Annotated in this window: 20 protein-coding genes and 4 tRNA genes; 9 read left to right on the top strand and 15 right to left on the bottom strand. The window is 60.8% G+C overall.

Features of this window, described 5'->3' with window-relative positions:
• Positions 1-12: 12 nt before the first annotated feature.
• The 4 genes from HX793_RS26915 to HX793_RS26900 form a co-directional block, all read right to left on the bottom strand.
• Positions 13-2,022 carry a CocE/NonD family hydrolase gene (locus HX793_RS26915; RefSeq protein WP_177051958.1) on the bottom strand — a complete coding sequence of 670 codons (2,010 nt, stop codon included), beginning with the start codon at positions 2,020-2,022 and terminating at the stop codon, positions 13-15.
• A gap of 27 nt (positions 2,023-2,049) precedes the next feature.
• Positions 2,050-3,633, bottom strand: coding sequence for a BCCT family transporter (locus HX793_RS26910; protein ID WP_016980272.1), 1,584 nt, complete (start codon positions 3,631-3,633; stop codon positions 2,050-2,052).
• A gap of 305 nt (positions 3,634-3,938) precedes the next feature.
• Positions 3,939-4,015 (bottom strand) — tRNA-Asp (locus HX793_RS26905).
• Between the two features lie 19 nt (positions 4,016-4,034).
• Positions 4,035-4,110, bottom strand: a tRNA-Val gene (locus HX793_RS26900).
• A gap of 200 nt (positions 4,111-4,310) precedes the next feature.
• On the opposite strand from HX793_RS26900, the gene HX793_RS26895 reads away from it, so the two are divergent.
• The 3 genes from HX793_RS26895 to HX793_RS26885 all read left to right on the top strand — a co-directional run bounded on the left by HX793_RS26895 (position 4,311) and on the right by HX793_RS26885 (position 8,318).
• Positions 4,311-4,829, top strand: coding sequence for a sigma-70 family RNA polymerase sigma factor (locus HX793_RS26895; protein ID WP_016980273.1), 519 nt, complete (start codon positions 4,311-4,313; stop codon positions 4,827-4,829).
• Positions 4,830-4,835: 6 nt separating this feature from the next.
• Positions 4,836-5,807, top strand: coding sequence for a FecR family protein (locus HX793_RS26890; protein ID WP_177097136.1), 972 nt, complete (start codon positions 4,836-4,838; stop codon positions 5,805-5,807).
• A 78-nt stretch (positions 5,808-5,885) separates the two neighbouring features.
• Entirely contained in the window at positions 5,886-8,318 is a 2,433-nt protein-coding gene (locus HX793_RS26885; protein WP_177097138.1) for a TonB-dependent siderophore receptor, read from the top strand.
• Positions 8,319-8,460: 142 nt separating this feature from the next.
• Here HX793_RS26885 and HX793_RS26880 read toward each other — a convergent pair.
• Positions 8,461-8,537 (bottom strand) — tRNA-Asp (locus HX793_RS26880).
• Positions 8,538-8,556: 19 nt separating this feature from the next.
• Positions 8,557-8,632, bottom strand: a tRNA-Val gene (locus HX793_RS26875).
• Positions 8,633-8,791: 159 nt separating this feature from the next.
• Here HX793_RS26875 and rdgC point away from each other — a divergent pair.
• The 3 genes from rdgC to sugE all read left to right on the top strand — a co-directional run bounded on the left by rdgC (position 8,792) and on the right by sugE (position 11,257).
• Positions 8,792-9,712: a recombination-associated protein RdgC gene (rdgC, locus tag HX793_RS26870; protein WP_010211632.1), complete on the top strand. Its 921-nt coding sequence runs from the start codon at positions 8,792-8,794 to the stop codon at positions 9,710-9,712.
• A gap of 159 nt (positions 9,713-9,871) precedes the next feature.
• On the top strand, positions 9,872-10,837 hold the full coding sequence (locus HX793_RS26865) for a bile acid:sodium symporter family protein (protein ID WP_177095806.1): 966 nt from the start codon (positions 9,872-9,874) through the stop codon (positions 10,835-10,837).
• A 105-nt stretch (positions 10,838-10,942) separates the two neighbouring features.
• Positions 10,943-11,257 (top strand): quaternary ammonium compound efflux SMR transporter SugE, encoded by a 315-nt coding sequence (gene sugE / locus HX793_RS26860; protein ID WP_010211634.1) that lies wholly within the window; start codon positions 10,943-10,945, stop codon positions 11,255-11,257.
• A 101-nt stretch (positions 11,258-11,358) separates the two neighbouring features.
• Here sugE and HX793_RS26855 read toward each other — a convergent pair whose 3' ends face one another.
• The 4 genes from HX793_RS26855 to HX793_RS26840 all read right to left on the bottom strand — a co-directional run bounded on the left by HX793_RS26855 (position 11,359) and on the right by HX793_RS26840 (position 16,107).
• On the bottom strand, positions 11,359-13,233 hold the full coding sequence (locus HX793_RS26855; protein WP_177061624.1) for an MFS transporter: 1,875 nt from the start codon (positions 13,231-13,233) through the stop codon (positions 11,359-11,361).
• 67 nt (positions 13,234-13,300) lie between these two features.
• On the bottom strand, positions 13,301-14,449 hold the full coding sequence (locus HX793_RS26850) for a TDT family transporter (RefSeq protein WP_016979507.1): 1,149 nt from the start codon (positions 14,447-14,449) through the stop codon (positions 13,301-13,303).
• A 107-nt stretch (positions 14,450-14,556) separates the two neighbouring features.
• Complete coding sequence (locus HX793_RS26845) at positions 14,557-14,868, bottom strand: cupin domain-containing protein (RefSeq protein WP_016979506.1); 312 nt, start codon at positions 14,866-14,868, stop codon at positions 14,557-14,559.
• 45 nt (positions 14,869-14,913) lie between these two features.
• Positions 14,914-16,107 (bottom strand): MFS transporter, encoded by a 1,194-nt coding sequence (locus tag HX793_RS26840; protein WP_177095808.1) that lies wholly within the window; start codon positions 16,105-16,107, stop codon positions 14,914-14,916.
• Positions 16,108-16,198: 91 nt separating this feature from the next.
• Here HX793_RS26840 and HX793_RS26835 point away from each other — a divergent pair, with 91 nt between their 5' ends.
• On the top strand, positions 16,199-16,744 hold the full coding sequence (locus tag HX793_RS26835; RefSeq protein WP_177095810.1) for a TetR/AcrR family transcriptional regulator: 546 nt from the start codon (positions 16,199-16,201) through the stop codon (positions 16,742-16,744).
• Between the two features lie 121 nt (positions 16,745-16,865).
• Here HX793_RS26835 and HX793_RS26830 read toward each other — a convergent pair whose 3' ends face one another.
• The 4 genes from HX793_RS26830 to HX793_RS26815 all read right to left on the bottom strand — a co-directional run bounded on the left by HX793_RS26830 (position 16,866) and on the right by HX793_RS26815 (position 20,042).
• Positions 16,866-17,645: an ABC transporter permease gene (locus HX793_RS26830; protein ID WP_012723134.1), complete on the bottom strand. Its 780-nt coding sequence runs from the start codon at positions 17,643-17,645 to the stop codon at positions 16,866-16,868.
• Positions 17,642-18,574 carry an ABC transporter ATP-binding protein gene (locus HX793_RS26825; protein ID WP_010211649.1) on the bottom strand — a complete coding sequence of 311 codons (933 nt, stop codon included), beginning with the start codon at positions 18,572-18,574 and terminating at the stop codon, positions 17,642-17,644. The genes HX793_RS26830 and HX793_RS26825 overlap by 4 nt, the downstream gene beginning before the upstream one ends.
• A 134-nt stretch (positions 18,575-18,708) precedes the next feature.
• A complete protein-coding gene (locus HX793_RS26820) occupies positions 18,709-19,326 on the bottom strand; it encodes a glutathione S-transferase family protein (protein WP_177095812.1) in 618 nt (205 codons plus the stop codon).
• A gap of 56 nt (positions 19,327-19,382) precedes the next feature.
• On the bottom strand, positions 19,383-20,042 hold the full coding sequence (locus HX793_RS26815) for a transglutaminase-like domain-containing protein (protein WP_177095814.1): 660 nt from the start codon (positions 20,040-20,042) through the stop codon (positions 19,383-19,385).
• Positions 20,043-20,200: 158 nt separating this feature from the next.
• Between HX793_RS26815 and HX793_RS26810 the strand changes: the two genes are divergently transcribed.
• Together HX793_RS26810 and HX793_RS26805 are read left to right on the top strand one after the other, a co-directional pair.
• A complete protein-coding gene (locus tag HX793_RS26810; protein ID WP_178905557.1) occupies positions 20,201-22,648 on the top strand; it encodes an acyl-CoA dehydrogenase in 2,448 nt (815 codons plus the stop codon).
• 75 nt (positions 22,649-22,723) lie between these two features.
• Positions 22,724-23,131, top strand: a complete 408-nt coding sequence (locus HX793_RS26805) for a PA2817 family protein (protein ID WP_016979513.1) — start codon at positions 22,724-22,726, stop codon at positions 23,129-23,131.
• On the opposite strand, the gene HX793_RS26800 is transcribed toward HX793_RS26805, so the two are convergent.
• Entirely contained in the window at positions 23,132-24,076 is a 945-nt protein-coding gene (locus HX793_RS26800; RefSeq protein ID WP_177095818.1) for a LysR family transcriptional regulator, read from the bottom strand.
• Positions 24,077-24,154: the final 78 nt, after the last annotated feature.

The raw sequence follows: 24,154 nt of genomic DNA, 5'->3' as shown, positions 1-24,154 counted from the left end.
CCAGTTGCCTGCTCAGAGCGCGACCCTGGCCACGCGTTTACTCCATTGCCGACGGTGTTCCAACTGGCCGTTTTCCCAGGCGGTCTGCTCCGCTTCGATGTAGAACCACTCGGCGTCGGCGTGCACGCTCAAGTGGCTTTCCACCTCCACGGCCCACTGGTCGCGGCCGACACGGTAATGCCATTCGATATCGGCGCGCGTCGACAGCGGATCCCAAGGCAAGGTGCGGTATTGCTCGGTGCAACGCTGGTCCACCGACAAGCCGTGGTCGGTAAAACGCACAGACCCCAGGTCATCTTCGATTTTCACGCAGACTTCGCCGCTGCCCACGTCTTCGATCAACGTACGTTTCGGCGCAGCAGCACGTAGGACTTCCATCGCCACCGGCGTAGCCGACTGCGGCGCTTCGAACGGGCAGTCCACCGCCTCGCCTTTGAATATCGGCAGCTGCAGGCTTTGCAGGCTCGGCAGCAATGTCAGGGTGGTCAGCTCGCGGCTCGGCCACAGTAACGGGAAACTCGCCGTGCTAAGCGCCAGACGCAAACGGTAGCCGGCGGGCAGGCGCATGCCGATGTGGTCGAGGTTTAACTGCACGTCCATGGGTTCACCGGGGGCTACCGGCGTTACCTGGGAAAAATCCTCACGTAGTGTGAGATTAAGCACACCGTAGCTGATCTGGGTGACTTGCCCGTCCGGAGCTATCGCATTCAGCCGGGCGACCAATTGGCCACAGGCGGTGTCACTGGCCAGGCGCAGCGTGAGACGTGCATCGCCGAGCAGCGCCAGCGGCTCGGTCAGCGGCGGGGAGTCGAAACACAGCGAGTTGGCATCATCGCGGCGTTGATCCGTCGGGCCATCGGGACCAAACCAGATGGCGCAGTATTCGCCCTGGTGCAGGCCGGTGGTCAACGGCGAGCAGATACTGCGCGGCGCCGCCAAAGGCTCTGATCCTGCTTTCAGGCCCTGTTCACCGAGGCTGAAATCAGTCCATTGCACCTGCGGATCCGGCCAACCGGAGGTCTGCACCCAGATCCCCGGCCGCTCGGCATAACTGCCTTTCGGCGGCAGAATATCCTGTAGGTAGAAGGTGCAGACTGCGTCATCCATTACCCCGTTATCGAAGCCCTTGAGCCAGTGATCCCACCAGCGTTTGGCCTCTTGCAGGAAGCCGATGGCCGGGTTCGGCACGGCAAAATGCGGGTACTTGTGGATCCACGGCCCGATCATGGCTTTCTTCGGGCCCGGCAGGTTTTGCATCAGGCGCGAAACGGTGTTGCGGTAGGCATCGCCCCAGCCGCCGACGGCATACACGGCCGCCTTGATCTTTGAATAGTCCTCGCACACCGAGCCATGGCGCCAATAGTCATCGCGGGTCTGGTGTTGCAGCCAGGTTTCCGCCAGCAACGGCATGGCGTCCAGGCGTTGGTGCCAGAGGTCTTTCCAGTCGTCGCCCACCAGCGCAGGATCCGGCACCGCCGCGCTGAAGTTGAGCATGGTGGCGGCCCAGCCAAAGTTCTCCATCAGCAGGTTGCCGCCCTTGTAATGGATGTCGTCGGCGAAACGGTCATCGGTGGAGCACAGGGTAATGATCGCTTTCAACGCTTCGGGCTGGCGCGCCGCGACTTGCAGGCCGTTGAAGCCGCCCCAGGAAATGCCCATCATGCCGACATTGCCGTCGCACCAGGGTTGCCGGCACAGCCAGTCGATCACTTCGAGGGCGTCTTCCTGTTCCTGCAGCAGGTATTCATCGGCCATCAGGCCCTGGGATTCACCGTTGCCCCGCATGTCCACCCGCACACACACATAGCCCTGCCCCGCCATCCACGGGTGAGTCAGCGCATCGCGTACGGCGGTGCCATCGCGCTTGCGGTACGGCAGGTATTCGAGGATTGCCGGGAAGGTTTGCAGGCCGGCGACTTCCGGCAGCCAGATACGGGCGGCCAGTTGCGTGCCGTCCTTCAAGGGGATCAGGCAGTGCTCGATTTCGCGCACGGTGTAAGCAAATTCAGTGACGATTTCCATCAGTAACTCCTACAGCGGTTCAATCGATCAGCGGGCGAAATCCGGCACCGGGCTGGCGCCGCGCAGTTCCGTCTCGGGGGTCCGCTGAAGGCGTTTCACATCCAGCAATGCGGGGTTTTTCAACCAGAAGATCAGTGAGGTACTGGCCAGCAACACCAGGATCATGCCCGGCAGACCTCCGAGGTTGGAGAGCATCTTCACGCCGTCGATGCCGACGAATGAGACCATTACCCACGACACCGAGCCGATGATCACGCCCCAGACAATCTTCAACATCGGATTGCCGTCCAGGTCGGAGTCGGCGGTCACGCCTTTGCTGCACAGGTTGGCGATCACGTCGGTGCTGGAGTCGGCGGCAGTGACAAAGGAGATGAACGCCACAAACAACAGGAACGCGATCATCAGGCCGCTGGCCGGCAGTTGCTGGAACATCTGGTACAGCACGTGTTCCACGCCCTGCTCGTTCAGCACCCGGTTGAGGCTGCCGTCGCCCAGCGCATCGAAGTACAGGCTGGTGCCGGAGAAGATGCAGATCCACACCGCCGTGAACAACGCCGGGTAGAGCATGTTGATGTGGATAAATTCACGCACCGTGTAGCCGCGGCCGATCTTGCCGAGGAACAACGCGCTGACCGGCGCCCAGGCAAACCACACCGACCAGTAGAACACCGTCCAGCTGTGCGGCCAGGTGTCGCCACTGGCGGCGCCGGTGAACAGGCTGCGGCTGAAGAAGGTGTCGAGGTACACGCCCAGCGACTCGACGCCGAGGCTGAACATGTACAGGGTCGGCCCGCACAGCAGCACGAACAGCCCCAGGGCCAGCATGATCCAGGTGTTGAACGAAGACAGCATCACAATGCCTTTCTGCAGACCACTGGCGGCCGAGGCGACAAAGGTGATGACGATGATCGCAATGATGATGGCCAGGCGAAACGGCGTGGTTTCACCGCCGATGTACTGGGCCAGGCCGCCGGCCAGGGTCAACGCGCCGGTACCGAGGGACGAGGCCATGCCGGCCACCAGGGCGAACATCGCCAGGGTGTCGATCAGCCCGGCATAGCGCCGGACCCGCGCTTCGCCCAGCAACGGTTCAAGCATGGCGCCGATGGAGAAATTGCTGCGGCGGTTGTAGAACACCAACGCAAACACCAGCGAGGGCACCAGGTAGATGGCGTAGGGCGTGATGGTCCAGTGCAGGAACATCGTCGACATCGCAAAGCTCTTCGCCGCTGAACTACCCGCCTCGATCGGCAGGCTGGTGGGCGGGCCGTACAGGTGATAAAGCGGTTCGGCGGTGGTCCAGAACAGCACGCCCACCGCCAGCGTGGTGCACAGCGCCACCATGAACCAGCGCCATTTGCTCAACAGCGGCTGGGCGTCTTCACCGCCGATACGCACCTTGCCCAGCGCGGAAAAGTAGACGATCGCGGTCAGCACTACCATGGCAAACGAGCCGGCACTGAACAGCCATGAGAAGTTCTTCAGGATCAGGTTGTTGAGCTGTTTGCTGACCGCAAGGAACGCATTCAGGTCGACGTAGCTGGCGATCACCGCCGCCAGCAGGATCAGGAACGTTGGCCAGAACACCAACGGACGCAGTGGATATTTCATAGAGAGCCATTCCCCTTGCAGACTATTTTTATGTTGGAGAGCGAGTCCCCGCAGCATCCTGCTGCCGGTAACCCGCCTGGAAGTCTTCGCGTGGCTATAGATAAACGTTTAAGCGACCGAGGGCGCAATCAACCAATGTGCATGGGGGTATTCCCCCACGTCATGACGCACCCGCACAGTTCAAGACAAATAGGCAGTGCACAACGGGAGTGCGCAAGGAGGATAAATCGCAGACGAAAAAAAGCCCGCTCAATGAGCGGGCTTCTTGTGGTGACCTGGCGTTCAGTGTTCCAGGTGACCGAATATGGCGCAGCGGACGGGACTCGAACCCGCGACCCCCGGCGTGACAGGCCGGTATTCTAACCGACTGAACTACCGCTGCGCGTAACACGTAAAACGAATGGTGGGTGATGACGGGATCGAACCGCCGACATTCTGCTTGTAAGGCAGACGCTCTCCCAGCTGAGCTAATCACCCTTCGTTTCGGTGTGGGCGGCATCATACACCAAAAATCCGCAATGTCTTGATTTAAATGCAATTTATTTGAAATATTTTCTCAGGCACGACAAAACCCCGCAAAAACGGGCTTCTACGCCTTCAAACGCGAGTCTATTGCGTTTACCCGCCCCTTGGCCGCACAATTAAAAACCATTCTCAATAACACTTGAGCCACGCCTATGTCTGTGGGTGAACCGCCCTTCCAACGGGAAATTACCCAGCTCTACAGCGAGCATCATGGCTGGCTGCTCACCTGGCTAAGACGCAAGCTGGGCTGTCGACAGAATGCCGCCGACCTAGCGCACGATACCTTTGCACGCATCTTGAACGCACGTGAGTCCGTCGCTGGCATTCGCGAACCCCGCGCGTATTTGAGCACCACCGCCAGGCGCCTGCTCATCGACCAGGCGCGGCGCAGGCAGATTGAACAGGCTTACCTGCAAGAATTGGCATTGACGGTGGATGCGCTCGAAGGGTTCCAATCCCCGGAGCAAATCCACACCACCCTCGAAGCCCTCGAACAGATCGCCTTTATCCTGGAAGGCATGCACGAATACTCGCGCCAGGCGTTCGTGCTGTATTACCTCGAAGACATGACCCAGCAACAGATCGCCCGGCAGCTCAAATTGTCGGAACGCACCGTGCGCAAGTACCTGATCCAGGCGCTTATGCATTGCAGCCACAGCATGGACACCTGATCGAGCATGTCGGACGTCGAAGAACAAGCCGCCGAATGGCTGCTGCGCCTGCACGATAGCGAATGGGACGAGGCCCAGCAGCAGGCGTTCGAGCGCTGGAAGCAACAAGGCCCCCATCACGCGGCGGCGGCCGCCCGCATGGAAGCTGTGGTGTCGCGAATGCAGGCCCTGCGCGGTAAAAAAGCCCCTGCCCGCGCCGCTCTGGATGCGGCCTTTGCTCAGCCGAAAACCCGTCGCCGCAAGCACGCCCTGCGCGCGCTGGTATTGGCGTGCAGCCTGGCGATCCCGGCAGCGGCCTTATTGATCAGCCCCTATCCGCGGCAATGGATGGCCGATGTGCGAAATGGCCCGAACCAATGGCAAACCCTGCAACTGGCGGACGGTTCGACACTGACCCTCAATGGCATCAGCGCGGCGAACCTGCATTTCGATGGCCAGCAGCGTCGCATCGAACTGTTGCAAGGCGAAATCCTGGTGGAAGTCGCCCACGACAGCACTCGGCCATTTGTCGTGCAGACGCCGCAAGGCACGTTGCGTGCGCTGGGCACGCGGTTCGTGGTCAAGCGCGAAGGTGATGTCACGGTGCTGATCATGCTCCAGTCGCGCGTGGCGGCACAAAGCGCAAACGGCCAGCAGACGCTGGAAGTCGATGCTGGGTCGCGGGCCCTGTTGCACAAAAACCAGGTCCGCTTGGCGGGCACTGTCGACCCGAGCAGCATCAACGAAGCCTGGCGCCGCCATCAATTGGTGGTGGAGAACCAGCCCTTGCCCGACGTGCTGGACGAAATCGCCCGGCACCGCAGCGGCCACGTGCAGTTTGATCGCACCGCACTGCAAAACCTGCGCGTGTCTGCCGTGATCCCCCTGGACGACAGCGACCAGGCCTTGCAATTACTCGCGCAAACGTTGCCGATACGGGTGCAGTCCTTCACGCCCTGGCTGATCGTGGTTGGCCCCGAGCCAGCATCCAATAAATAATTATTCGCATTTGCTTCCGGTTTTTTCGAGGTTGCCCGTCAAGGAAGGTAATTCGACACATAAAGGACTGCCTTCACCATGCACACCCCTTACTACCCACGCGGACGCTTTCGGCTACTGAAAAGTGCACCGCTGTCCTTGGCCCTCATCACTGCCGGCACCTTGAACATCGGCCTGGCCCAGGCGGACGCCGTCAGCGTCGCCGCCCAGTCCTATGACATCCCCGCTGGGCCGCTGGGCAGTTCGCTCAACCGCTTCGCCCAGCAGGCCGGTGTGGCCATCGTGTTCCAGTCCCGCGAACTGGAGGGCCTCAAAGGCCCTGGGCTGAAAGGCAACTTCGGGATTCAGGACGGGTTCGACCGGCTGCTGGAAGGCAGCGGCTACCGCGCGGTAAAAGGCGATCAGGGATATGCACTGCAACCCGCGCCCATCGCCGGCAACGGCACCATGGAACTGAGCCCGACCGCCGTCACCGCCAACCAGCTGGGCAACGTCACCGAAGGCACCGGCTCCTACACACCCGGCACTATCGCGACCTCCACGCGCCTGGTGCTGACACCCAAGGAAACCCCTCAGTCCGTGAGCGTTGTCACCCGTCAGCACATGGATGACTTTGGCCTGAACAACGTCGACGACGTGATGCGCCACACCCCGGGCATCACCGTTTCCGCCTTCGACACCGAGCGTACCAACTACTACGCCCGGGGCTTTTCGATCAATAACTTCCAATACGACGGCATCCCCTCGACCGCACGCAACGTCGCTTACTCGGCGGGCAACACGCTGAGCGACATGGCGATCTATGACCGTGTCGAAGTGCTCAAGGGCGCCACCGGCCTGCTCACGGGCGCAGGTTCACTGGGCGCGACGATCAACCTGGTACGCAAGAAACCCACCGCAGACTTCCAGGGCCACGCGACCCTCGGCGCCGGTTCGTGGGACAACTACCGCAGCGAGCTGGATGTCAGCGGCCCCATGACCGAAAGCGGCAATGTGCGTGGCCGGGCCGTGGCGGCCTATCAGGACAAGCATTCGTTCATGGCCCACTACTCGCGCAAGAGCCCGACGTACTACGGCATCATGGAGTTCGACCTGTCACCCGATACGCTGCTGACCGTAGGCGGCGATTACCAGGACACCTTGCCGAAGGGCTCATCGTGGTCGGGCAGTTTCCCGCTGATCAACTCCAAGGGCGACCGCAACAGCGTCAAGCGCTCGTTCAACAACGCCGCTGACTGGAGCAGTTGGGAGCAATACACTCGAACCGTCTTTGCCATGCTCGAACACGATCTGGGCAATGGCTGGGTGACCAAGCTGCAACTGGATCACAAGATCAACGGCTATCACGCGCTGATGGGCTCGATCCAGGGCGACCAACCGCAGCCGGATGGCACCGCGCAACTCACCTCGGGTAAATACACCGGGGAAACCGTCAGCGACTCGGCCGACCTGTACGTCAGCGGCCCGTTCAGCCTCGGCGGGCGCGAACATGAGCTGGTGCTGGGTGGCTCCATCAGCGCGTCGGAGTGGAAAGGCAAAGGCTATTGGAACCTCTCCCCCAACATCGTCGACTTCAATAACTGGCACGGCCACGCCACCATTCCGGACTGGGGCAAGCCACAATCCCTGATCGATGACACCGTGCGCCAGACCGGTGCCTACGTGACCACGCGGCTGAACCTCGCCGATGACCTCAAGCTGCTGCTGGGCGGACGTGTGGTCAATTATCAGGTCACGGGCTACAACCCCAACTACCGCGAGTCGGGGCGCTTCGTCCCCTACATCGGTGCCGTGTACGACCTCAACGACACCTATGCGGTCTACGCCAGCTACACCGACATCTTCATGCCGCAGGAAAACTACAACCGCGACCGCGAAAACAAGTTGCTGGAACCGGATGAAGGCCAGAACTGGGAACTGGGCGTGAAAGCCGACTTCCTCGACGGCCGCGTGAACGCCAGCGCAGCGTACTTTGAAATCCACGAGTCCAATCGTGCGCTCTCCGACGACGCATACAACAACCAGACACCGACACCGAACAACTACGCCTATAAGAGCAGCAAGGCCGTGACCAAGGGTTATGAGCTGGAGATGTCCGGCGAGATTGCGCCCGGCTGGCAACTCCAGGCCGGCTACACGCACAAGGTGGTGCGCGACGACAAGGACGTGAAGATCTCCACCTTCGAGCCCGAAGACCAGGTCAAGCTGTTCACCACCTACAAACTCAAGGGCAACCTGGACAAGCTGACCGTCGGCGGTGGCGTGCGCTGGCAAAGCGTGGGCTGGCAGGACATCTACAACTCACCCCATGGTGGGTATGAAGAGTTTTCCCAGGATGCTTATTGGCTGGTGGATCTGATGACCAAGTATCAGGTCAGCAAAAACCTGTCGGCGACGTTGAACGTCAACAATATCTTCGACAAGCACTACTACACCAACATCGGCTTCTATAACTCCGCCGCGTACGGTGAGCCGCGCAACTTCATGGTCACTACACGCTGGGATTTCTAGTCGCCCAATAAAAAACGCCGCCGATCATCGGAAATGATCGGCGGCGTTTTTTTGGTTTTGCAAACCCCAGACAGCAAAAAGCCCGCTCATTGAGCGGGCTTCCTGTGGTGACCTGGCGTTCAGTGTTCCAGGTTACCGAATATGGCGCAGCGGACGGGACTCGAACCCGCGACCCCCGGCGTGACAGGCCGGTATTCTAACCGACTGAACTACCGCTGCGCGTAACACGTAAAACGAATGGTGGGTGATGACGGGATCGAACCGCCGACATTCTGCTTGTAAGGCAGACGCTCTCCCAGCTGAGCTAATCACCCTTCGTTTCGGTGTGGCGCGCATTCTACGGAGCGACCTTAAGTCTGGCAAGCACTTTCTGAAATCTTTTTTTTGATAGCTTCCAATGGCTTAGGCAGGGTTGGCCTGGGACGTTATCAAGAGAATAATGCCCCCCTTTGTATAAAGGAGAGACTCACCCCATGTGGTTCAAGAACCTGCTTATCTATCGCCTGACCCAAGATCTGCCTGTTGATGCCGAGGCGTTGGAAGCGGCCATGGCCACCAAACTGGCGCGCCCTTGCGCAAGCCAGGAATTGACCACTTATGGTTTCGTCGCGCCTTTTGGTAAAGGTGAAGACGCTCCCCTGGTTCACGTCAGCGGTGATTTCCTGCTGATCGCTGCACGCAAGGAAGAACGCATCCTGCCGGGCAGCGTGGTGCGTGACGCACTGAAAGAGAAAGTCGAAGAAATCGAGGCCGAGCAGATGCGCAAGGTCTATAAGAAGGAACGCGACCAGATCAAGGATGAAATCATCCAGGCCTTCCTGCCACGCGCCTTTATCCGTCGCTCCTCCACCTTCGCCGCCATCGCGCCGAAACAGGGCCTGATCCTGGTCAACTCGGCCAGCCCGAAGCGCGCCGAAGACCTGCTGTCCACCCTGCGTGAAGTGATCGGCACCCTGCCGGTTCGCCCGCTCACGGTGAAAACCGCGCCAACCGCAATCATGACCGATTGGGTCACCACCCAGAAGCCAGCCGATGACTTCTTCGTCCTCGACGAATGCGAACTGCGCGACACCCACGAAGATGGCGGCATCGTGCGCTGCAAGCGCCAGGACCTGACCGGCGAAGAGATCCAACTGCACCTGACCACCGGCAAAGTCGTGACCCAACTGTCCCTGGCCTGGCAGGACAAACTGTCCTTCATGCTCGACGACAAGATGACGGTCAAGCGCCTGAAGTTCGAAGACCTGCTGCAAGACCAGGCGGAACAGGACGGCGGCGACGAGGCCCTGGGCCAACTGGATGCGAGCTTTACCCTGATGATGCTGACGTTCGGCGATTTCATCCCGGCGCTGGTTGAAGCGTTGGGCGGTGAAGAGACACCACAGGGCATTTAACGCCTTGTGAAGATCAAACTGTGGGAGCGGGCTTGCTCGCGAATGCGGTGTGCCAGTCACTGAATATGTTGACTGATCCACCGCATTCGCGAGCAAGCCCGCTCCCACATTTGGATCCGGTTTCCAATCCGACTACCTCTCTAATAAAAGGACATCCCCATGCGCGCACTCGCCGCCTTGAGCCGCTTCGTCGGCAATACCTTCGCCTACTGGGTATTGATCTTCGCCGTCGTCGCCTTCCTCGAACCCAACTGGTTCATCGGCCTGAAAAGCGCCATCGTCCCGTTGCTGGGCCTGGTGATGTTCGGCATGGGGCTGACCCTCAAGATTGATGACTTCGCCGAGGTCGCTCGCCACCCCTGGCGTGTGGCCTTGGGCGTGGTCGCGCACTTTGTGATCATGCCGGGCGTAGCCTGGTTGCTGTGCCAAGCGTTCCACCTGCCGCCGGAAATCGCCGTCGGTGTGATCCTGGTCGGTTGCTGCCCAAGCGGCACCTCGTCCAACGTGATGACCTGGTTGGCCCGTGGCGACCTGGCGCTGTCGGTGGCCATCGCCGCCGTCACCACCCTCCTCGCCCCGCTGCTCACCCCGGCGCTGATCTGGCTGCTGGCGTCGGCCTGGCTGCCGGTGTCGTTCATGGAGTTGTTCTGGTCGATCCTGCAAGTGGTGCTGCTGCCGATCGTGCTCGGCGTGCTGGCGCAACGTCTGCTCGGCGAGCGGGTTCGTCACGCGGTGGACGTATTGCCACTGGTGTCGGTGGTGAGCATCGTGATCATCGTCGCGGCGGTGGTTGCCGCGAGCCAGGCGAAGATCGCCGAGTCGGGCCTGCTGATCATGGCCGTGGTCATGCTGCACAACAGCTTCGGCTACCTGCTGGGTTACTTCACCGGCCGCGTGTTCAAGTTGCCGTTGGCACAGCGCAAGTCACTGGCGCTGGAAGTGGGCATGCAGAACTCCGGGCTGGGCGCCGCCTTGGCCAGCGCGCACTTTTCGCCATTGGCGGCGGTGCCGAGTGCGCTGTTCAGCGTCTGGCACAATATTTCCGGGGCGTTGCTGTCGACCTACTTCCGCCGCATGAGCGAAAAGGAAGACCGCCGCGTGCTGGAGAACACCCCGCAAACTTGATCAGCCGAGCACTTTTCGGCACTCTACCGAGCTTCGCGGGGACGACCCCGCGACGCTGCAAGCGCCTAATCCGGGGACGACCCCACCTAACGTTAGGAGGTCATCATGTCCTGGATCATTCTGTTTTTCGCAGGTTTGTTTGAAGTCGGCTGGGCCGTCGGCCTGAAGTACACCGACGGTTTCAGCAAGCCTTTGCCCACGGCTTTGACGATTGCCGCCATGGCCGTCAGCCTCGGCCTGCTGGGGCTGGCCATGAAGGAACTGCCGCTGGGCACGGCCTATGCCATCTGGACCGGCGTGGGCGCCGTGGGCACCGTGATTGCCGGGATCATCCTGTTTGGGGAGTCCATGGCGTTGTTCCGGTTGGCCAGCGTGGCGCTGATCATCTGCGGGCTGATTGGCCTGAAAATCAGCACCTGAACCGTGCGGTCGATGGCGTTCAAACGGACGCCATCGACCTGTAGGAGCCCGCTTGCGGGCGATAGCGTCTGAACGGGCGCCATCGCCGGCAAGCCGGGCTCCTACAGGACCGTGCCGCGTAGCTGGGTGACTTTTTCTTGTAGCTGCGCAGGAGTCGCAGCGTCTGCCGCCACCGGCTCCCCCGCCACCAACACCACCCGCGACCAGATGCGATGGAAGAAGCCCTTCTTCGGATCCCGACTGAAGAAACTCCCCCACAACCCCTGCAACGCCATCGGAATCACCGGCACCGCCGTCTCTTCCAGAATCCGCGTCACACCCCCGCGAAACTCATTCATCTCGCCATCGGAGGTCAGCTTGCCCTCGGGAAAGATGCACACCAACTCACCTTCCTTCAGATACTGCGCAATCCGTGTGAAAGCCTTTTCGTAGATCTGTATATCTTCGTGACGCCCGGCAATCGGAATCGCCCCGGCGGTGCGGAAGATAAAATTCAGCACCGGCAAACGGTAGATCTTGTAGTACGTGACAAAGCGAATCGGCCGACGCACCGCGCCGCCAATCAACAGTGCATCGACAAACGATACGTGGTTGCACACCAGCAACGCGGCGCCTTCATCCGGGATCGCCTCCAGGTTGCGATGCTCCACGCGGTACATGGAATGGCTGAGCAGCCAGATCATAAAACGCATGGTGAACTCGGGGACGATCTTGAAGATGTAGGTGTTGACCGCGATATTGAGCAGCGACACCGCCAAGAACAACTCGGGGATCGACAGCTTGGCCACACTGAGCAGCAGGATCGACACGATGGCCGAGACCACCATGAACAGGGCGTTGAGGATGTTGTTGGCCGCGATCACCCGCGCACGCTCGTTCTCGGCGGTACGCGACTGAATCAGGGCATACAACGGCACGATATAAAAGCCGCCAAACACGCCCAGGCCAAGGATATCGAGCAGCACCCACCAGGCCTGGCCGTAGCTGAGCACGGCAAGCCAGTCGTTGGCCTGCACGTTCTGCGGGAAGCCGCCGGAGTGCCACCACAGCAGCAGGCCAAACACGGTCAGGCCGAATGAGCCGAACGGCACCAGGCCGATTTCCACCTTACGCCCGGAGAGTTTCTCGCAAAGCATCGAGCCGAGCGCGATGCCCACCGAGAACACGGTAAGGATCAGCGTCACCACGGTTTCGTCGCCGTACAACCATTCCTTGGCGTAGGCCGGGATCTGCGTCAGGTAGATCGCGCCGACAAACCAGAACCAAGAGTTACCGACGATGGAACGCGAAACGGCCGGCGTCTGCCCCAGGCCCAAACGCAAGGTGGCCCAGGATTCGCTGAAAATGTTCCAGTTCAGGCGCAACCCTGGGGTCGACGCCGCCGCCCGTGGAATGCTGCGGCTGGCCAGGTAACCCAGCACCGCCACACCGACGATCGCCACTGACACCACCGGCGCGTAATGGGTGGACGACATCATGATCCCGGCGCCAATGGTCCCGGCCAGGATCGCCAGAAACGTGCCCATCTCCACCAGGCCGTTGCCGCCGACCAGCTCATCTTCGTGCAGGGCCTGGGGCATGATCGAATACTTCACCGGCCCGAACAGCGCCGAGTGTGTGCCCATGGCAAACAGCGCCAGCAGCATCAATTCCAGGTGGTTGGTGAGGAAGCCCGTCGCGCCGACGGCCATGATCACGATCTCGCCGATCTTGATCGCGCGGATCAACGCATCCTTATTGAATTTCTCGCCAAACTGCCCGGCCAGCGCCGAAAACAGGAAGAACGGCAGGATAAACAGCAAAGCGCACAGGTTGACCCAGATGGAGCGGTCACCGTCGATGGTGAGCTTGTAGAGAATGGCGAGGATCAGCGATTGCTTGAAGATGTTGTCGTTGAACGCGCCCAGCAACTGGGTAATGAAGAACGGCAGGAAACGCCGTGTGCGCAGCAAAGTGAATTGCGAGGGGTGGCTCATCGTCCGTGTTCCTGCGTGGCCTGTGTTTTTGTAAAAGCATTCAGGCCACGACTTTACCTAATCCGGCTTACTTATTCGCTAGTCCTGCAATGCAAGGCGAAACAAAAAGCTCGCCTTTATAAGCCCCCTGCACGGTGCGCTTGGCCACGATCAGCCACATCAACGCCAATGCCACCACCAGCACACTGCCGAATACGCTGAAGAAACCCAGGCGCAACAGGCCCGCCAGCTTAAGCGTTGCCAGAGCGTACACACCCAGTGGAAAGGTAAAGCCCCACCAGCCGAGGTTGAACGGGATACCGGCGCGCAGGTAACGCAGGGTGATCAACACCGCGATCAACATCCACCACAGGCCGAAGCCCCACAGGGTAATGCCCGCCACCAGCCCCAGGCCGTTGGCCATTTCGCCGACACCCGACAAACCATTGGCCGCGAAAATCGCCGGCGCATCGCCCCCCAGCAGCAGCATACCCAGCGCCCCAGTGCCAATGGGGCCCAACGCCAGCCAGCTCGACGCGGCCATATTGGCATGAGGCAGTTTATGCAGGGCCATGCGCAACATCAGGATGGTGAGGATGCTGAACGCCACCGGCAAGGAAAACGCCCAGAGCACGTAGCTGGTCACCAGCATCACCAGTTGCGAATGGGCGTCCACCAGATGCGGCGCGAGCAAACCACCGCTGGCGGCCGCGACTTCGGCAGCCACCACCGGCAGCAGCCAGACGGCGGTCATCTGGTCGATGCTGTGTTCCTGGCGGGTGAACATCATGAACGGGATCAACACGCCGCAGGCCAGGGCCATGGCCACATCCAGCCACCACAGCGCTTCAGCCAGAGGGATCACGTCGCTGCCCCAACGCGGCAGGCCGAACACCAGCAGGCCATTGAGAATGGTCGCCAGCCCCATGGGAATCGTGCCGAAGAACATCGACACCGTGGAGTGTCCGAAAATTCGCCGCGCTTCATGGAAAAACATCACCCAGCGCGCCGCGTACAACCCGCTGAACAGCACAAACAGGCCGATGGTGAACAACCACAGCGCTTCGGCAATCGCGTGCAAGCCAGGCAAATTGAACGGCAGTTGCGCCAACGCCAACGCAAGCACGCCGGTGCCCATGGTGGCGGCGAACCAGTTGGGGGTGAACTGGCGGATCACTTCCCGTGGACGGGTCAAGTGACTGAAGGGTTTGTAGCTGACGGTATTCGAGCAGGTCATGATGGCAATCCTCTTCCTCGCATGAGGTTGAGAACATGATAGAACCTGATCGAATATCTATATAACGGGTAATATCTCTATCTGTTATCTATTTTACAAATATAGTGTCAAACGCTGCCTTCGCTTTCGATCACCAGGATGCGCGCCGGGCCCTGGGGATGAGCTACGTGTTCGGTGCCGACGCTGGCGTAGAAGATGTCACCGACGCCCAGTTCCGCCACCTGTTCGAAGCCATTGTCGCGATAGTGCATCTGCACCCGGCCATCCAGCACCACAAACACTTCTTCACCGTCATTGACGTGCCAGCGGTACGGCTGGTCGGTCCAGTGCAGGCGCGTGGTGATGCCGTTCATGTTGGCGATATCCAGCGCCTCCCAGGCCCGGCTGCCGGTGAAGTCCTTGCTGCGGATGATCTTCATGCTTGCCTCTCGGTCAGGCGAATACGAGGCACCGATTATTACCCATCAGCTACCCGTCGTCGCCCTGGCCCGCGCCGAATCCTGCATCAGCAGACCGACCAGCGCCCCCAGGGCCAACAGGATCAGCACCGCGCCGTAGCCATCCGTGGTCACGATCAGGCCATATACGTGGCTCAAGTTACCCGCCAGCAGCGCCGGCAAGCAGAACGCCAGGTAGCTCAGCACGTAGAAAGCCGACATCAATCCAGCCCGCTCATGGGGCAACGCCAGCCCGACGATGCTGCGGACACTGCCCATGAACCCACCGCCAAAGCCGAAGCCGGCGATCACACTGGCGGCAAAGAACAGCGGCAGGCTGGCGCTCTGCACCGCCACCAGCAGCAAGGCCACGCCCACCGCCAACAGCACGGCCGACAGGCGCATGACTTTGTCCGCCGGGCGATCCCGCAGGCTGTAGATCATCACCGCACCGCTCAAGGTGACCACGGCCACCAACCCACCGCCGATCAGGTGCGAGGTCGAGCCGGTCGCCGCCCGCACCAGCGAAGGTGCCAGGGAGGAAAAGAACCCGCCGAGCGCCCACACCGCCACATTCAGCGGCATCGCCAGCCACAAGGCACGGCGTGCCTGTTCGGGTACGTGCAGGGTCGGTGCCAGGGATTTCAACGCACCCGGAATCCGGCTGACCGTTTCCGGCAAGCGCCATACATACAGCGCCTGCACCACCATCAAGGCGAGCATCGTCAGATAAATCAGCTGGGTTGGCCGAGGCGCGTACTCCACCAGCAAGCCACTGCCCAGGCCACCACTGGCCATGCCCAACAGCGGCGCCAGGCTATTGAGCATCGGGCCGCGCAGGCGATCGGTATCAAGCAGCGTCGCGCTCAGCACCGCCGTGGCCATGCCGGTCGCAAAACCTTGCAACGCGCGGGCGGCGATCAGGTAAGCGGTGCTGTCGGCGTTGATAAACAGCAGCATCGCCACACTGTTCAGCAGCAATGCAGTGAAGATCACCGGCTTGCGTCCCAGGTGATCCGACAGCGAGCCGACGGTCAGCAGAGCCGCCAGCAAGCTCACGGCGTAGACGCCGAAGATCACCGTGAGCATTGCCGCCGAAAAGTGCAGGTTGTCCTGATACACCTGATACAACGGCGTGGGCGCGCTGGACGCGGCGAGGAAGGTCAACACCGTAATCACCAGGAAGGCCAGGTTGGCACGGTGTGAAGGAGTACTGGACATGGGCACGCTCCGCTAAAGCTAATATTTTGCTTTTGCCGAGTGTGCTACTGGAAAGCGCTTAAAGCAAATTCTTTGTGTTAAGGTTTTAGGCATGGCGATTAAAGAAGGCCTTCGCCCGGGAGGCCGCAGTGCCCGGGTCCAAGAATCAGTGCATAACGCCGCGCGTGAACTGCTGGAAGCCCATGAGCGCGCCAGCGTGACCGTGCCGATGATTGCTGCACGCGCGGGCGTTACGCCCTCCACCATCTACCGACGCTGGGGCGACCTCGCCGCCCTGCTCGCCGATGTGGCGTTGGAGCGCCTGCGCCCGGACAGCGAGCCGGCCAACACCGGCAGCCTGCGCGGTGACTTGCGTGCCTGGGGCGAACAGTACCTGGATGAAATGAGTTCCGACCTGGGCCGAAACATGATGCGCGACGTGCAGTGCAGTCATCCCAGGGACTACTGCAGCCACATTTTGATGGGCCAGTTGCAGGTCATCCTCGACCGTTATCGGGACAGCGTCGACGTGTTGCCAAGCCTGGATCGCCTGCTGAACCTGATCGCGGCCCCCACGGTGTATCGCAGCCTGTTTTCCAGCGCACCGTTGCCGGTTGAAGAGCTGCATGAACTGATTGATCTGGCCCTGAAAGCCTAACGGCTGAATAGGAGGGGGCTTGCCCCCGATAGCGGATTGTCAGCCAGTACCTGTATTAACTGACCCACCGTCATCGGGGGCAAGCCCCCTCCCACAATTTTGACCGCGTTTAAGGTCAGCCTTACGTACGCATCCCACGCCCACTCACCAGCAGCTTCGCGCAGCCGATATACAGCACCACGGTCGCCACCAGCATGAAGGTGATCGCCACGCTGATCTTGATGTCCGACACCCCCAGGATGCCGTAGCGGAAGGCGTTGACCATGTGCAGCACCGGGTTGGCCAGCGACACGGTCTGCCAGAACGGCGGCAGCAGGGTAATGGAGTAGAACACCCCGCCCAGGTAGGTCAGCGGCGTCAGCACGAAGGTCGGGATGATCGAAATATCATCGAAGTTGCGCGCAAACACGGCGTTGATGAACCCCAGCAGCGAGAAGATCGTCGCCGTCAGTACCACCACCAAAATGGTGACCCCGAGGTGATGCACCTGCAGGTGGGTGAAGAACAGCGACAGCAGGGTCACGATCACGCCCACCATCAAGCCACGCAGCACACCGCCCAGGGTGTAGCCGATCAGGATGGTGTGGGGCGACACCGGCGACACCATCAATTCTTCGATGGAGCGCTGGAACTTGCTGCCGAAAAAGCTGGAGACCACGTTGCCGTAGGAGTTGGTGATCACCGACATCATGATCAGCCCCGGCACGATGTACTCCATGTAGGTGAAGCCACCCATGTCGCCAATCTGGCGGCCAATCAGGTTACCGAAGATCACGAAGTACAGGACCATGGTGATCGCCGGCGGCAGCAGGGTCTGCGGCCAGATCCGGGTAAAACGCTTCACTTCGCGATAGACGATGGTTTGCAGCGCGACGAGGTTGGGTTGCAGTTCGGAACTCATACCGCCACCTTCGCCAGATTTTTCTCCACCAGGGACACGAACAACTCCTCAAGGCGATTGGTTTTGTTACGCAGGCTCAGCACTTCGATGTTCTGGGTCGCCAACTGCGTGAACAACGCGGTGATGCCCATGGCCTTGTCCACCTGCACTTCCAGGGTATGGCTGTCCACCAGGCGACTCGGGTAACCGAGCAGTTGCGGCGGCGCCGACAGGTTGTTTTTCAGGTCGAGCAAGAAGGTTTCCACATGCAACTGGCCCAGCAGGTTACGCATGCTGGTGTTCTCGACAATGGTGCCGTGGTCGATGATGCCGATGTTGCGGCACAGTTGCTCAGCCTCTTCCAGATAGTGGGTGGTGAGGATGATGGTGATGCCCTTCTCGTTCAGCTCGGTGAGAAAGGTCCACATCGAGCGACGCAGTTCGATGTCCACGCCGGCAGTGGGCTCGTCGAGGATCAGCAGGCGCGGCTCATGCACCAGTGCGCGGGCGATCATCAGGCGGCGTTTCATGCCGCCGGACAGCGAACGCGAAGGCACGTCGCGCTTGTCCCACAGGCCCAGTTGGGTCAGGTACTGCTCGGCGCGCTCCTTGGCGACTTTCGCCGGAATGCCATAGTAGCCAGCCTGGGTCACGACGATGTCGAAGGTCTTTTCAAACTGGTTGAAGTTGAATTCCTGGGGCACCACGCCGATGGAACGCTTGAGCGCCGCCGGGGATTTGTCCAGGTCATGGCCAAAGATATTCACCGTGCCGCTGGTCTTGTTGACCAGGGTCGAGAGGATACCGATGGTGGTGGATTTGCCGGCGCCGTTGGGGCCGAGCAAGGCGAAGAAGTCACCTTCGGCAACGTCCAGATCGATACCACTCAGGGCCTGGAAACCGTTGCCGTAGGTTTTGGTTAGCTGCCGGATGGACAGAGCGGAACTCATATCGGATTACGCACCAAAGAAGGGAATAGAAAGAGTAGATGAGGGCGCAGCCCAGGTAGTTCAACGGCGGCGCATGACAAGCATGGTGCTTGCCCGCGCCGCACAAGTACAGTCACCCGTATTAATAGTGGGTATTAAGTCAACGCAGTCATGACCGCTTTACGGTAGGCCGGACGTTGTTGCAGGCGCGCATACCAGGCCTCTAGATGGGGCATCGCAGGCCGCTCGATAGGCATTTCGAACCAGGCGTAGATAAAGCTGCCCAGCGGGATATCGCCCATGCCGATCTCGTTGCCCGACAGATACGGCTGTGTAGCCAGCGCTTCATCAACGGTCTTGAGCACATCGATACAGGCCTGGCGACCGGCATGGATGTTGTCCCAGTTCTGTTTGTCCGCCGGGGTGCGCAGCACGCCCCAGAACACAATCTTGAACGGTTCGGCGAAGGTCGACGTGGTCCAGTCCATCCACTTTTCCGCGTTGGCCCGGGCTTTCACCTCAGTCGGATACCAGCTGGACGCCTGCTTGGCGCAGAGGTAACGCACGATGGTATTGGACTCCCACAGCACGAAGTCGCCGTCTTCGATCATCGGCACCCGGCCGTTGGGGTTCAATGCCCGATATTGCGGTGTGTCGACCACACCAAAAGCCCCGCCCGCATCAATTGCTTCATAGTCCAGGCCGAGTTCCTCGGCGCACCACAGTGCCTTCCTGACGTTTGATGAATTTTTACGACCCCAGATTTTCAGCATGACCGCGCCTTATCGTTGATGAACATGGCTTGATGAAGGCAGCAGCATACGCCGGTTCACGCGCGGCTTAAATCGCCCTGCATGTCGCCGAGTAACGGCGGCAAATCCTCGGCAAACAGATGGGGGTAACACTGCTGTATGTGGGCGAAGAAAAACGCCTCGGGCACGTCAGGAAACTGCCCATGGTCGACCACGTATTCCATCGAACGCTGGCCTTGGCGATTGAACGCGTGGAAAACGCTGTCGTGGATGCCATCGAAGTCCAGCGGCGGCACATCGAATACATCGCACAATTGCTGGTTAAACGCAGGCGTGGCCTTGACCCAGCGATTGTTAAGATAAAGCTCGGTATAGCCGTGCATGGCGAATACGTCACTCTTGAGCAAGGCGATCAGGCGCGGCGTCGACAGATGATTGCGCACATCCGCCAGGCCGATGCGCGCCGGGATCCCGCAGTGGCGGGCGCAGGCGGCAAGCAAAGTGGCCTTGGGCACGCAATAGCTTTCGCCGGTGGCCAAGGCGAAGCTGGCACTTAATGTGCCTGGGTCGCGGCTGAAAGTGTAGGGGTTATAGCGAATCGCCTCACGCACGGCGTAGTAGAGGCTGACTGCCTGGTCACTAAAATCCGTACGGGTTCCACGGTGTTTTTCGGCGAACTCCACCACCGCAGGGTGGTCACTATCGATGAAGCGGCTGGGACTCAGGTAGGTATCCATGAGTTTTATCTCCGAAGGAAGCCTGGAGTCTAACCACAGGCCTGCCGGGGAGATAACGACGAATCGGCCAAATCTCGTTACACCCTGATCACCCCGCTTGTTCGGATGCCGACTAAGCTCCCTGGTGGTTTCGCCCCTGGTTTCACGGAGGATTGAATATGCTGTTGTTGTGGATACTGGTGCTGGTGGTCGGCATTGCCTACCTCGCACACCGCCGAGTCGCGCCCCTGCCCGCCCTGGGCGTGGTCGCCGTCTACCTGCTGGCGATGGGCGCCTGGAGCCACGCACCGGGTTGGCTGCTGCTGGTCTTCTGGGTGTTGATCGCCGTGGTGGCCGCGCCCCTGCTGCTGCCCGACCTGCGCCGCCAATACTTCACCAAGCCACTGTTCAGTTGGTTCCAGAAAGTCCTGCCGCCGATGTCCGAGACCGAGCGCGACGCGATCGACGCCGGTACCGCCTGGTGGGACGGCGAGCTGTTCAGCGGTCGCCCCGATTGGGACAAGTTGCTGGCCTACCCCAAGGTCCAACTGACCGAAGAAGAACAAGCCTTCATCGACGGCCCTACCGAAGAACTCTGCGCCATGGTCAGCGACTGGGAAATCGGCCAGGCCATGGACCTGCCGCCTGCGGCCTGGGAACACATCAAGACCCATGGCTTCTTCGCCCTGATCATTCCCAAGGAGTATGGTGGCAAGGGCTTCTCTGCCTACGCGCACTCCCAGGTCGCAATGAAACTCGCCACCCGCAGCGGCGACCTGGCCTCGACCGTGATGGTGCCCAACTCCCTCGGCCCAGCCGAGCTGCTGCTGCACTACGGCACCGACGAACAACGCAACCACTACCTGCCGCGCCTGGCCCGTGGCGATGACATCCCCTGCTTTGCCCTGACCGGCCCGCTGGCCGGCTCCGATGCCGGCGCCATGCCCGACACTGGCGTGATCTGCAAAGGTGAGTGGGAAGGCAAGGAAACCCTGGGTCTGCGCCTGAACTGGGAAAAACGCTACATCACCCTCGGCCCGGTCGCGACCCTGCTCGGCTTGGCCTTCAAGGCACACGACCCGGACCATCTGCTGGGTGAAGAGGAAGACCTGGGCATCAGCCTGGCGCTGATCCCCACCGACACCCCCGGCGTGGAAATCGGCCGTCGCCACCTGCCCCTGGGCGCCGCCTTCATGAACGGCCCCAACTCCGGCAAGGATGTCTTCATCCCGCTTGAGTTCCTGATCGGCGGCCAGGAAATGCTCGGCAAGGGCTGGATCATGTTGATGAACTGCCTCTCCGTGGGCCGTTCGATCTCCCTGCCTGCGGTGGGCACTGGCGCGGCCAAGTTCACCAGCCTGGTGACCGGCCAATACGCCCAGGTGCGCGAGCAGTTCAATGTGCCGCTGTCGGCATTCGAAGGTATCCAGGAAGCCTTGGCGCGTATCGGCGGCAACGCCTGGCTGATGGACAGCGCACGCATGCTCACCGCCAACGCCGTGGACCTGGGGGAAAAACCCTCGGTACTGTCGGCCATTCTCAAGTACCACCTCACCGAGCGTGGCCGCGAGTGCATCAGCCACGCCATGGACGTGCATGGCGGCAAGGGCATCATCATGGGCCCGAACAACTACTTGGGTCGCAACTGGCAAGGTGCGCCGATCTTCATCACCGTGGAAGGCGCGAATATCCTCTCACGCAACTTGATGATCTTCGGCCAGGGCGCGATCCGCTGCCATCCGTTCGTGCTCAAGGAAATGGCCCTGGCCGGTCGTGAAGACCATGACCAGGCGTTGAAGGAATTCGACGGGCTGCTGATGCAACATATCGGTTTCGCCGTGAGCAACGCCGCCAGCACCCTGGTGCTGAACCTCGGTTTGGGTCATTTCGAGAAAGCGCCGGGCAACCGCCTGAGCCAGGGTTATTTCCGCGCACTCAACCGACAGGCGGCCGCGTTCGCGCTGTTGGCTGACCTCAGCATGATGTTGCTGGGTGGCGAGCTGAAGCGTCGTGAACGCCTGTCCGCACGCCTGGGTGATGTGCTGAGCCATATGTACCTGGCGTCGGCCGCTCTCAAGCGTTATCACGATCTGGATTCGCCGGACCACCTGGAACCGCTGTTCGCCTGGGCCATGGAAGAAAGCCTTGGTGAATCGGAGCGTGCGCTGGATGAACTGCTGAGCAACTTCCCGAACAAGGTACTGGGCTGCCTGCTGCGGGTGATCGTGTTCCCGTTCGGCCGTCGCCATACCGGGCCGTCGGATGCGCTGGATGCCGAAGTGGCTGCGGTGATCGGCCGTGCCAAGGGTGACCCGACCCTGGAAGAGTTGCTGGCCGGCTGCTATCGCCCGCAATCGGCGGAAGATCCGGTGGGCGCCTTGCAACATGCCTACGACCTGCTCGGCGCCAGCCATCCGTTGCAGAAAAAACTGCACACCGCGCTCAAAAGCGGCCAGGTCAAACCGACCGCCGGGGAGCATGCCATCGACGCGGCGTTGCACGCAGGCGTCTTGCAACCGGCCGAGGCGCAGACCCTGCGTGACGCCGAAGCGGCGCGGCGCAAGGTGATCGACGTGGATGATTTCAGCAAGGAAGAGCTGACCCAGGCCGAGGGTAAAGTCCGCTGAGTCGAGCGGTCATATAAATACGGGCGCGAGAGCTATATACTCTCGCGCCCGTTTTTGCTTTAGAGGACTTATCTCGTGTCCAACGTCGTTGCCGATCATCTCGTCTTGCTCGACCACCTGCGCAGCATCCTGGTTGCCGTCGGCGAAGCCGAACAGGTGCCCGAGGAAAGCCATTCACTGTTCCTGGAGCGCTTCGACGAATTGCGCGCCCTGCTGCCGATCGACCCGATCGAAAGCCAGTACCTGGGCCAGGACCTGATGAGCCAGGTCATCCTGCGCTACCCGCAAATCGCCCACCTGGTGCCGCGCGACCTGCTGTGGTTCTTTGGCGGTGACTGCCTGCACTTCATGCCCGACGAAGAACTGGACCTGTACCAGGCCCTGGAAGAACGTCGCTTCGAAGCCGAACAGAACGACGAACCGTTCGACTGGAACCAGGAAAAGCAGCTGCTGGCCATGCCGGTTGACCAGAGCAAGCACTGATCAGCGACCAGGAATGGGCCGACGCAATGTCGGCTCCTTCGCCATGCACGCCACCAGATAATCAATAAACACCCGTAACTTCGGCGGCAGGTACCGCGTGGGCGAATGCAGCAACCACGCCTCGCCGTGGTAGGACGCAATAAAGTCCCACGCTGGCAACACCTGCACCAACCGCCCCTCCTCCAACGCATGGCGCGCCGTGAAATACGGCAAGCTGCCAATCCCCACATGCTGCAACACCGCATCCAGCCGAACCCCGGTGTGGTTCGCCGCATAACGCCCACGCACCGCCACCGTCACCGCCTTGCCGGCCTGGCGGAATTTCCAGCGCGAATCGCCCGGCGTTTCCCCCAAGTAAATGCAACTGTGCGCCAGCAGGTCATGGGGATGCGCCGGCGTCCCGTGTTCAGCCAGGTACTGCGGCGTCGCGCACAACAGATGCTCGATGGGCAATAACTGCCGCCCCACCAACCCCGGCGGAGGGCTGTCGGTGATACGGATACTCAGGTCGACGTTGTCATCAATCATGTCCACCTGGCGGTCCTCCAGGATCAACTGCACATCCACCTTGGGGTAACGCCGCAGGAACTCCGGCATATGCGGGTGCACCACAAACCGCCCCACCGCCTTGGGCACGCTGACCCGCACCAACCCTTCGGCTTCATGGGTGAACTGGCCACTGATCTCCATCACCGAGCGCGCCGCGCTGACCATCTCCTGGCAGCGCTTGAAGACCTCTTCCCCGCCTTCGCTCAAGCGCAATTTGCGTGTGGTGCGTTGCAACAAGCGCGTCGCCAGTGCCTTCTCCAGGCGCGAGATACTGCGGCTCACCGAGGAAGGCGAGGCCCCCAGTTGCCGGGCGGCTTCGGAGAAGCTGCCGGTTTCCACCACTTTGACGAAAATCGCCATTTCGCCCAGCAGCGGCAAAGGAAGATTGATGCTCATGGTGCACAGGTCCATTGATAATTGAGCGGATTATCACCTATCCGCGCACTATTTATACTGCGCGCAGAACCCTGATGC

This window comes from Pseudomonas reactans (assembly GCF_013387025.1).
Lineage (GTDB): Bacteria > Pseudomonadota > Gammaproteobacteria > Pseudomonadales > Pseudomonadaceae > Aquipseudomonas > Aquipseudomonas reactans.
The sequence above is the reverse complement of the archived record's forward strand: the minus strand, read 5'-3'. Positions and strand labels throughout refer to the sequence as shown.